This is a genomic window from Mycetohabitans sp. B3 (genome assembly GCF_021498065.1).
Classification (GTDB): domain Bacteria; phylum Pseudomonadota; class Gammaproteobacteria; order Burkholderiales; family Burkholderiaceae; genus Mycetohabitans.
In genome coordinates this window covers 42031-52479 of sequence record NZ_JAHLKN010000022.1, presented here as the reverse complement: position 1 = coordinate 52479, position 10449 = coordinate 42031, and the positions used below count along the sequence as shown (strand labels likewise).

General features: G+C 62.0%; 8 protein-coding genes and 3 pseudogenes. 6 read left to right on the top strand and 5 right to left on the bottom strand.

Going from position 1 to position 10449, the window contains the following annotated elements:
- Positions 1-230 precede the first annotated feature (230 nt).
- Together KQH55_RS06420 and KQH55_RS06415 are read right to left on the bottom strand one after the other, a co-directional pair.
- Positions 231-842, bottom strand: a pseudogene (locus KQH55_RS06420) (transposase); the annotation flags it as partial.
- Positions 843-880: 38 nt separating this feature from the next.
- The gene (locus KQH55_RS06415; RefSeq protein ID WP_235090426.1) at positions 881-2470 is read right to left on the bottom strand and encodes an ISL3 family transposase; all 1590 of its coding nucleotides are present in this window, start codon (positions 2468-2470) and stop codon (positions 881-883) included.
- A 300-nt stretch (positions 2471-2770) separates the two neighbouring features.
- Here KQH55_RS06415 and KQH55_RS06410 point away from each other — a divergent pair.
- The 5 genes and pseudogenes from KQH55_RS06410 to KQH55_RS06390 form a co-directional block, all read left to right on the top strand.
- Positions 2771-3064, top strand: a pseudogene (locus KQH55_RS06410) (helix-turn-helix domain-containing protein); the annotation flags it as partial.
- Between the two features lie 150 nt (positions 3065-3214).
- Positions 3215-3445 carry a hypothetical protein gene (locus tag KQH55_RS06405; RefSeq protein ID WP_076788124.1) on the top strand — a complete coding sequence of 77 codons (231 nt, stop codon included), beginning with the start codon at positions 3215-3217 and terminating at the stop codon, positions 3443-3445.
- Between the two features lie 89 nt (positions 3446-3534).
- Positions 3535-4935: an NAD(P)-dependent oxidoreductase gene (locus tag KQH55_RS06400; RefSeq protein WP_235090425.1), complete on the top strand. Its 1401-nt coding sequence runs from the start codon at positions 3535-3537 to the stop codon at positions 4933-4935.
- Between the two features lie 70 nt (positions 4936-5005).
- The gene (gene preA, locus KQH55_RS06395; RefSeq protein ID WP_235090424.1) at positions 5006-6283 is read left to right on the top strand and encodes an NAD-dependent dihydropyrimidine dehydrogenase subunit PreA; all 1278 of its coding nucleotides are present in this window, start codon (positions 5006-5008) and stop codon (positions 6281-6283) included.
- Positions 6284-6307: 24 nt separating this feature from the next.
- Positions 6308-6779 (top strand): annotated as a pseudogene (locus tag KQH55_RS06390) (dihydropyrimidinase); the annotation flags it as partial.
- Between the two features lie 114 nt (positions 6780-6893).
- Here the strand turns inward: KQH55_RS06390 and KQH55_RS06385 are convergent.
- The 3 genes from KQH55_RS06385 to KQH55_RS06375 form a co-directional block, all read right to left on the bottom strand.
- Positions 6894-7223, bottom strand: coding sequence for a type II toxin-antitoxin system YafQ family toxin (locus KQH55_RS06385; protein ID WP_235090423.1), 330 nt, complete (start codon positions 7221-7223; stop codon positions 6894-6896).
- Positions 7195-7473: a type II toxin-antitoxin system RelB/DinJ family antitoxin gene (locus tag KQH55_RS06380; RefSeq protein WP_013428592.1), complete on the bottom strand. Its 279-nt coding sequence runs from the start codon at positions 7471-7473 to the stop codon at positions 7195-7197. The genes KQH55_RS06385 and KQH55_RS06380 overlap by 29 nt, the downstream gene beginning before the upstream one ends.
- A 500-nt stretch (positions 7474-7973) precedes the next feature.
- Complete coding sequence (locus KQH55_RS06375) at positions 7974-8963, bottom strand: DNA-binding protein (protein WP_235090422.1); 990 nt, start codon at positions 8961-8963, stop codon at positions 7974-7976.
- A gap of 151 nt (positions 8964-9114) precedes the next feature.
- Between KQH55_RS06375 and KQH55_RS06370 the strand changes: the two genes are divergently transcribed.
- On the top strand, positions 9115-10350 hold the full coding sequence (locus KQH55_RS06370) for a tyrosine-type recombinase/integrase (RefSeq protein ID WP_235090421.1): 1236 nt from the start codon (positions 9115-9117) through the stop codon (positions 10348-10350).
- The last annotated feature ends 99 nt before the right edge of the window (positions 10351-10449 follow it).

Here is a 10449-nt window from a genome sequence, read left to right as displayed (position 1 = left end):
TATCCACCGGACCAGAATGTCCGGCGTAGCGCGCATACAGGATGAGGCCGGCCAAATCCGGCGGATAGAAGTGGGTGAGAGGTGAATCTCTCACGTGCGCACAATCGGCTCGACCCCACCCTAACGAGCGTTGATATCGCTTGGCTAAAAGTCGAGGTATCTGCTTATGGACTTTTTCCTTGCACAAAACTCTTGACAACTTTCTGCTCATAGAAGCTCGCCCTTCAAAATTAAAAATTTGGATGAGAAGTCCCGTGCGCGGGAAATGAAACAGGACAGGTAGCGGCGCAGCGCCAAAGCGAGCGCAGCCACCCAAGCACAAAAAAGGCGGGCTGGATGCCCAATCGGGTAATGGCGCGCAGCAGCCAGCGCAGGTTATAGCCTGTCGAGCACAGCACGGCATGTACCGCATCACCGGTGACGCCTTTGAGCCAGCAGCGCCGCATTCCACGATCCTGTTTGACATGCCCGATGATCGGCTCGATGGCTTGACGCCGCTTCAAACGACGCTGTTGTGCCGGGGTCAGCCTGTTGAGTTTTCCGCGATGCATCAACTGTACGGGCGCAACCTGAGCGTCCACACCACGAAAGCCCAGATCGGTCAGCACAGTCTTGACACGTGGGGCACCGGCCAAATCCTGTATTAGGATCGAGGTTTGTTCGAGCTGTTCGGCCAAAATGTGGCCGTCGTAGGGGTTGCCAGCAAACGCTCGCGTACCGACAATGAGCCCTTGTTTGTGCGTGATAGCTAGACTTACCTTGACGCCAAACTCGTACGGTTGGCGGGCCTTGCCTTTGCCGATGCATGCAACTTCCGGCGCATGTAGTGCATATAGTTTGTCGGCTCTTCCACACTTTGTGTGAAGTTTCACGTCACAAGTCAGCACCGATTCAACACGCGAGTACGAAGCAGTTGGAAGCCGGCGCGGCCATACATTTGGCGCTTGAGGAACTTGAGCCGATTGACATGGCCTTCGACGATGCCGTTGCTGTAGGGTGTGAGCAGTGCAGCGTGTATGGCATCGTAGTCGTGGCCGATGCCCGCTGCAAACCGCTGCATTTCTGGTACACCGCTGGCCTGCGCTTGACGCAGCCAGCTTGCCAACGCTTGATGTGCGCGGCGCTTGACTATGTCGGTGAACTCGAGCGACAGCCGCCGGATCGCCACAATCTGTGGATTTCGCTCGCCGAGTCGTTGAACAAAGTGCTCGATGTGCCGCTTGTTGTTGTCGGGGAGCGACGCCGTGCCCCGACCCATTAACCAGCAGCCTACGCGACGAGTGGAAGGTACCGCTCGCAATACAGCAGTACGCAGCTGCTGCGTGATTGCACAGCCTTGTCGCCAAGGCTGAAGGGCTTGGCGTACGATGCCACAACCGCCGTTGAACCCTTGGCCCACGATTTCCCGATACAACCTCGCCGCGTTTTGACAACCTTCACGCCAGCGCTGGGCAAGATACGCTCGATAGGGATCCAACTTGCTGGCGGCTGGCAACCGTTGCGCCCGCTCAGGGAACTCACCGGAGTTGATCCAATGCCGTACCGTACGCCGCTCCAATGCCGTGATGCGCGCAATCGCGCGTATTGCCATCCCACTTTGATGGTGGCGCATGACCGATTCATAGCGTGCGAGCCGTGCTTCGCGCCGCTGTGCTTGTTCCTCCTTGGCGCGCGATGTTGTTGCCACGCCGGGCGCATTCGATTCGATCGCTGGCAATGTGGCAGCAGCGTGCTCGTGATCGAGCGAGCGTGCAACTTCGCGGATAGGCCGCTGGCAGCGGCTCAGCGCGCGCTCAATGGCATCGCCAAGATTCTTCAATAGATGCCATCGGTCGGCCACTTGTATGGCTTGCGGCGCACCACGGGTGATGCCTTCGGCGTAAACCCCAGCGCGATCGCGTGACACGATTCGGATTGCGCGGTTTCCTGTTAGCCAGTTCGCCACCGAGGTCGCATCACGATTGGGCAACAGATCCAATGGGCGCCGTTGCTCGAGATCGACCAGTAGGGTGCCATAGCGATGACCGCGCTTGAATGCCCAGTCATCGACGCCAATAATGGTAGGGGGCGATGTCGTCGCGACGTGCTTCTGGCCGTTGCGTTTAAGCAAACGGAGTATCGTTTCGCCGCTGATCAAGATGCCCAGCCGCTGCGCCAGGCGCGCACCCGCGGCGCCACTGAGCGCCAAGCCCACATGCCACAGCACCGTCTGTGCTCGGGCTGTGCGGCGCTGCTGACGTGCGCCGAATTGCGCCGGGCATTGGGCGAATGTTCGCCGGCGGCACGTTGTGTTATCGCAACGAAAGCGCCGCACATGGATTTCCAGTGTGACGCGATAGCCACTACACGGTAGGTCCTCAACGCGTCGTCGGTACTCTGCGTGTATCCGGGAACTTGTCGCTCCACACGCCGTGCAGTGCGCAACGTGCCCTTGATGTTTCAGTGCAATGATGAGCCGATTGCCGATCATCTCCCATCCGAGAATGCGCATGTCGGAAGCGGGCAACAGGCGTTGAAGAAAGGAAAAATCCATGCCGATTATCCGAGTGATGCGATACCGGCTTGATCGTCATTGCCACCCGCAGGTTCACACAAAGTGTGGAAGAGCCGATTTCTTCATCCATATGGCAAAGTTGACATAAGTTAAGTTATCGCATATTAGGGATGTAGCGGCTACGTTGTAATGTCCGCTTTTAGCTAAGTTCAGATGTCCGCTTTTCGGTTCATCGTAAGCTAACCGGCGGCTGGGAATCCAGTGCCGGAGGGTTTGATGGCAACGACAAAGCGGATAACCATGACGATGCGCGAGCTAGACCGATTCAGGGTCATTCAGGATGTGGTGGAGGGCAAACTCAAGCCGTGGCGCGCGGCCCAACGACTCGAGTTGACGACCCGACAGATTCGTCGTCTGATCGAACGACTACGCGAACACGGACCGCAAGGTCTCGTGTCGCGGCGGCGGTCGAAACCGAGCAACAACCGGCTGGATGCTGGAACAGCCGAGCGCACGCTCTCGATCCTCCGCGAGCGCTATGCCGATTTTGGGCCGACGCTGGCCAGCGAGATCAACGCAGGAGCACGAAAATCACGACGCCGGAAATCTATCGGGAAAACGGACAGCCTTTCCTGCTGGAAATAAAATGGGTATGCTGTTACCACTACACCGGCACGACGTCGGGAATGCGGTATCAGGGCGAGTATCTGCACAACGACCATGGGATCGTCACTGAACGGCCGATCGAGACGCGCGCATCGGCTATGCGGACGCGCAGCTGTGCGGCGGGCGGCCGATTCACGCGGCGTTCGATCTGCATATCGAGCAGGGGCCGTCCTGGAGAGCGAGAACAAGACGATCGAGGTCGAGGACGCGAAGCCCGAATGGATCGAGGCCGGCGCCAACGTGCTGCTGCATGCGATGCTCGAGCGCGCGTGCGAGCCGCGATAGCCGTTCCCATCATAGGGTGATCGGTTCGGTTTATGCGAGCCGTACATCGCGGCCGGTAGGATTGTGTTTTTTGCTCAAAGGAACCTTTAATGTCCTTGCAACAAACCGGCGACATTGCAGCAGGCCGCCTGCCTGCGGACCAGCTCGCGGCAAACTTCGCCGATGTCGCGCCACCGCTGGGCGCCTCCGCGGCTGTCGTCGAGGCGAACCGCTGTCATTATTGCTACGACGCGCCGTGCGTGAACGCATGCCCGACGAGCATTGACATCCCGGGGTTCATCCGCAAGATCGGCAACGGCAACCTGACGGGCGCCGCGCGTGACATCCTGTCGGCCAACCCGCTCGGCGGCATGTGCGCGCGCGTCTGCCCGACCGAAATCCTCTGCGAAGGCGCTTGTGTGCGTAACAAGCAGGATGGCAAGCCGGTGGCGATCGGCGCACTGCAACGGCATGCGACCGACCACCAGATGGCGCGCGAGGCGGCGTCAGGCAAACCGCTGTTCACGCGGGCCGCCGACACTGGAACGCATGTCGCGGTGGTCGGCTCGGGTCCGGCGGGGTTAGCCTGCGCGCATACGTTGGCCCAGGCTGGGCACCGGGTGACGATCTTCGACATGCATGACAAGCCGGGCGGCTTGAACGAATACGGCATTGCCGCATACAAGACGATCGACGACTTTGCGCAGCGTGAAGTGCGATGGCTGCTGTCGATCGGTGGTATCGAACTGCGCGCCGGGCAGCGGCTCGGCCGCGACATGACCGTCGCGCGGTTGCGCGCGCAATTCGATGCCGTTTTCATTGGCATCGGGCTGGGGGGCGTCAATGCGCTGCATGTTGACGGTGAGACAATTGACGGCGTGCTCGACGCGGTGGACTTTATTGCTCGGCTGCGCCAGAGCGTCACGCTCGACGCGGTACCCGTCGGCCGGCGCGTGGTAGTGATCGGCGGCGGTAACACGGCGATCGACGCCGCCGTGCAGAGCCTTAAGCTGGGCGCGCAGCAGGTCACGATTGTCTACCGGCGCGGCGTCGAGCAGATGAGCGCGACGTGGGCTGAGCGCGAATTCGCGCGCAAACAAGGCGTGGTGCTGCGCGAATGGGCGCGGCCGCTGCGCATCGTCGGCGCGCCGCATCCGCAACCAGGGCGCCGCCCGCAGGTCACCGCAGTGCGATTCGAGGCCACGGCCCTGGACGCGGACGGCAAGCTCATCGGTACCGGCGAGACTTTCAGCATCGATGCGGACGTCGTGCTGAAGGCAATCGGCCAGACGCTCATACCGGACGGATTAGAGGCTCAGTTACTGACTATCGAGGGCGGCCGGATCGCCGTTGACGCCGACGGTGCGACGTCAATGCCCGGTGTCTGGGCCGGCGGTGACTGCACACACCACTCGGGACTGGATCTGACGGTACAAGCGGTCCAGGATGGCAAGCGCGCTGCGCATGCGATCCATCGCCAGTTCACACGCAGCGCGGTCAAGGCGGCATGATCTTACAGCACGGCCTGCCGACCGTATGACATGACAACTCACATCGATATCAGAAACCGGAGCGCCGATCATGGCTGACCTTCGCTGCACGATAGCCGGCATCGTATCGCCGAACCCGTTCTGGCTGGCCTCCGCGCCGCCCACCGACAAGGCCTACAATGTCAACCGCGCGTTCGAGGCCGGCTGGGGGGGCGTGGTCTGGAAAACACTGGGCCTGGACCCGCACGTGGTCAATGTCGGCTCGCGCTACGGGGCCACGACGTACAACGGCCAGCGCATCGCCGGGTTGAACAATATTGAGTTGATCACAGACCGCCCGCTGGAGGTGAACTTGCGCGAGATCGCGCAGATCAAGCGCGACTGGCCGGACCGGGCGCTGATCGTATCGCTGATGGTGCCGTGCAATGAGCAGGCATGGAAATCGATCCTGCCGCAGGTCGAAGATACCGGTGCCGACGCCGTCGAGTTGAACTTTGGCTGTCCGCACGGTATGAGCGAGCGCGGCATGGGCGCCGCGGTCGGCCAGGTGCCTGAGTACGTCGAGATGGTTACCCGCTGGGTCAAGCAGGCGAGCCGGCTCCCCTGCCTGGTCAAGCTCACGCCGAACATCACCGACATCCGGCTGGGTTCCCGGGCCGCCCACGCGGGCGGCGCCGATGGCGTATCACTGATCAACACGATCAATTCGATCATCGCGGTTGACCTGGAGCAGATGGCGCCGATGCCCACTGTCGACGGCAAGGGCACGCACGGCGGCTACTGCGGACCGGCGGTCAAGCCGATTGCATTGAACATGGTGGCCGAGATCGCGAGCGATTCCAGTACGTCGGGGCTGCCGATCTCCGGCATCGGCGGCATCTCGAACTGGCGCGATGCGGCCGAGTTTATCGTGCTGGGCGCCGGCAGCGTGCAGGTCTGCACGGCAGCGATGCACTACGGATTCCGTATCGTCACCGACATGATTGATGGTTTATCGAACTGGATGGATGACAAGGGTTTCGCGACACTGGATGAGGTGCGCGGGCGCGCCGTGCCCAATGTGACCGACTGGAAGTACCTAAACCTGCAATACGACATCAAGGCGCGCATCGATCCGTCCAAATGCATCCAATGCGGGTTGTGCCATATCGCGTGCGAAGACACGTCGCATCAGGCGATCACGGCGAGCCGCGACGGCCAGCGCCATTTCGAAGTGGTCGACGAGCGCTGCGTCGGGTGCAATTTATGTATGCACGTATGCCCGGTCGATCAATGCATCACGATGGAGCGCGTGGACGCCGGCGGGTATGCGAACTGGATCACGCATCCGAACAATCCCGCGCACGTGGCCGAGCCGCAGCTCGCGTAAGCGCGTCGCGCGCTACGCCGATCGATTTGGATTCGAGGCGGCACGCTGATTGACGCGAACCAGCGTTGGCGTGCCGACGTGCTGTGCGCATCCAGCGCCGAAGGCGGCACGATCATGCAGATCGGACCCGACTTACGCGCGCCGGCCGGTGCGACGGTGATCGACGCCGGCGGGCAGTACGTGATGCCCGGCGGCATCGATCCGCACACGCACATGGAATTGCCGTTCATGGGCACAGTGGCGAGCGACGACTTCTATACCGGCACTGATCGACTTCGTGATCCCCAGTTGGCAGCAAGCGCTGATGGAAGCGTTCCGCGAATGGCGTGGCTGGGCCGAGAAAGCGGCCGCCGACTATGGCTTTCACGTCGTCGCCACCTGGTGGAACGAGTCCGTGCACCGCGCCATGGGCACGCTCGTGCACGAGCACGGCGTATCCAGCTTCAAGCACTTCATGGCCTACAAGAGCGCGATCATGGCCGACGACGAGATCTTGGGGTGAGGCTACCCCCAAATCGCTTCGTTTTCGTAAGACGCTGTGCAGCTCGGGCGAGCGCAGTAGCGCCGGCCACCGACACGTCGAGCGCGCGGTGAAGGCCCTCTTGTCCTGCTAAGAAAAAAGTTCGGAATGCGTGCCCGCTCGGACGAAGATCACTAAGCCATGCTTGCCGATATCAGCGAGCTTATAAATAAGCAGAAAATCGCCCCCAATGTGACACTCCCGGTGATTGTCCCACTCTCCCGCAAGCGAGTGATCCAACCACTCAGCAGCAAGCGGGCCATCATTGGCAACAAGCAACGTCATGGCCTCTTTCAACCGGTTCATAGCGTACCGGCCCGAGTAAGACAGACGTTGCCAGTCCTTGAGAAATGCTTTGGTGTAATCTGATGCGCGCGGTAGAGTGGCCCGCTTATTTGCGGGTGTTCTTTTCAAGGTCATTCATCAAAGCGTCGGAAGTTGCAAAGCGAACGTGGCGGCTCTCGATGATTTCGCGAGCTTCAGCCATGGCGGCACGGCTGGCCGCATTGGGCGCTTGGATCGCAAAGGGCAGCGCTTTGTCTGCCACGATGCGCGTCAGGAAGACTCGAATGGCATCGGAGACAGTCAGCCCCATCGAGGCTAACGTTTGCGCAGCCTGCGCTTTGACGGTCTCGTCAATACGGATATGAACCATTGTCGTTGTAGCCATTGCGACCTCCTATCATGTGAGATACATTGTATCTCACAAAGCGATGGCCAGCAAGAAACACTGTGTTTTTGATTGGGGTGGCTTCTTAATGCGGAAAATCGTATGCCAAGCGGCCTCACTTCTTGGTGCGCGCGGGTGCTGCGAGCAGTGAGCAGCTTTTCAACCCTTTTACCGACACGCATTCGTCAAGGCGAGAGGTCACGGAGTCGTTTAGTCGGATTGATTGGGATGCACTGGCGCATACTCGCTCCGGTAAGGCTAGCCAACAGCAATCTACATTGATTCCGCGTCAAAACCGTGGCAGCCACGATGTGGTGCGCGCCATAACAATGGATGAATACAAGCGGCTGGCCCATTATCTGGGTCCCCTGCTGCCCAATGCTCTCCGGAGCGATGATGATTCTAGGCTTGCCCGAGATCGGCTATGGGCTGACCTATGCTTGCTAACCGGCCTGCGGCCACATGAGCCTTTGTATAAAAAGCAAATGTCGGTGACTGTGTCACGAAGTCTTTTTCAGCGCACGCGTGAGCGGGCGTGGCCGCCTAATCGAGCCCGAGGTCCGGCCTGATGCGGACTGGGTGGGTCTGCGCTGCCGTACGCGCCGCGCTTTTTCAGCGTCGGCGTTCGCGCGCTGCAGCGCGGCTAAGTTGCCTTTCAGCATGCCAATGTGCTGGCGTGCGTCCCCCAATTGCGCCTGCAGCGCTTGCCGCTCAGCGCGGCGCTGCGCGTCACTTTCGTCGGCGCGTCGCACCGCCGCATCCCGTTCCTTGATTAGACGCGCGCTGATGCGGCGCTCATGCTCGGTCTCCAAGAGCGCGCGCTTTTCGGTCGCTTGCAGCCGCGCTTCGGCGCGCGCCGTGTCGGCCCGCAGCTTATCGAGTTCGCGGGCAAAATCGGCGCGCGCTTGGGCGAGCGCGGCGTCTCGCTCCTGGGCGTCGCGTTGCAAACGCTCGACTTCCGTGTGCAGCGTCTGGCGTGCTGCCTCAGCCGCCGCCAGCGCGGGCTCCAGTTCCTGCAGGCGTGCCTGCGCAGCGAGCAGCGCCGCGTGGTGCGTCTCGAGCGTGCGCTCGGCATGCGCCGCAGCCTCGCGGGCGGCGGCCACCTCGGCGGCGGCCGCGTCGCGCTCGACGCGCATTTCGGCACGCATGTCTTCTAGCGCCGCGTGCGCGGTGGCCGCCGCTCGCTCCCACAGCGTCGCGATGAGCGTGCCGGCGGCGTCGCGCAGCTCGGTGGGCAATTCCGGGTGGTCAAGCTTGACACGACTTTTTTCACGCAGCTCCCGCCAGAACTCGGCGAGGACCTCGGTGGGCGTGCCCATGCTGCCCTTGCGCACCAGTTGGTACAGGCGGTTTGCGGTGGGAGTGATGCCAAAGCGAAAGAACAACAGCGCGCACACTTCGCGATACAACTCGCGTGTATTCGGATGCGCGGCTTTCAAGCGCGCGATCTCGGTGGCCAGCGCCGCGTCAGGGGGCAGGGCATCACTCATCGCAGTTTCCAAAAGTTTGCTTAAATAATACTACGTAATACGGTAAATTTCTAACAACTTGGCCACACTACACGACATTACTTCTATAATGTCGTGTCGTCTAAACAAACGTTGTGTTTCGTTTAACCCTCGCCCTGGGAGCGCCCCACCCGTGTCCGTCACCCCGTTCACTGCCGTAACACCGGTCGAGGCGCTCGTGTTGCCCGAGCATCTGGACGGGCGCGACGGCACTAATCGCGGCGCCCCGGAGACGGCGCAGCTCGCCGCGCGTCACGACCTGGACGCCGTGCGCGCCTGGCTGTCCAATTACGCCGACACCCAAACGACGTTCGAGGCCTACCGTAAGGAGGCCGAGCGGCTCATGCTGTGGGCCGTCGTGCAGCTCGGCAAGCCGCTGTCGTCGCTCACGCACGAGGACCTACAACAATTCAACGCGTTCCTGGCCGACCCGCAGCCCGCGAGCCGCTGGGTGTCGGCCACCGGCGGCAAGTACGCCCGCGGCGATGCGCGCTGGAGGCCCTTTAATGGGCCGCTGTCCGCAGCGAGCCAGCGGCAAGCGCGGGTGATCCTCAACGGCCTGTTCACGTGGCTAGTGGACGCTGGCTACCTGCGCGGCAACCCGATGGCGCTACTGCGCCAGCGCGCCAAGCGCTCGGCGCCGCGCATCACGCGCTACTTATCCGTTTCGCTATGGGACGAGGTCAAGCGCTTCGTTGAGCAGCTGCCCCAAGAAACAGCCGCGCAGCGCGCGTACGCCGCGCGCTGCCGCTGGCTGACCACGCTCTTCTATCTGCAAGGCCTGCGCCTTTCCGAGGTCGCCCACGGCACCATGGGCGACTTCTCGCGGCGTCTGGGCCCGGATGGACAGGACCAGTGGTGGCTTGACATCGTGGGGAAAGGGCAACGCGCGCGGCGCGTGCCGGCGTCGCCAGAGTTGATCGTCGAGCTGGCCCGCTACCGGCAGGCGTGTGGCCTGCCCTCGCTACCCCGCCGGGCGGAGGACACGCCGCTGATCGTGCCCTTCCGGGGCCCGCACCGTGGTCTGTCGCGCTCCGCCCTGCATGACGCGATCAAGCGGATCTTTCGCGACGCCGCGTCGTGGCTACGCGCGCGCGGGCCCGCCTTCGCCGATCGGGCCGACGAACTGGTGCGCGCCTCAGCACACTGGCTGCGGCATACGGCCGGCTCGCATCAGGCTGACGCCGGCCTCGATCTGCGCACGGTGCGCGATAACCTCGGGCACGTGTCGCTGACCACGACAAGCCTGTACTTGCATGAGGAAGAAGACACGCGGCACCGCCAGACGGTGCGCGGTCATCGGATGAATTGGAGCGATGGACCACCGATATCGCCCAATGGACAAAGCGAAGATGGCGTTACCACGTAGCGGGCACCGCGTGTGCCGTCGTCGGCATCTCGCCAAGCGTAATAGGCGACCACTGTGCAGGGTGCGACGGCGTCTGACAAGAAAAATTCAGATCCAACT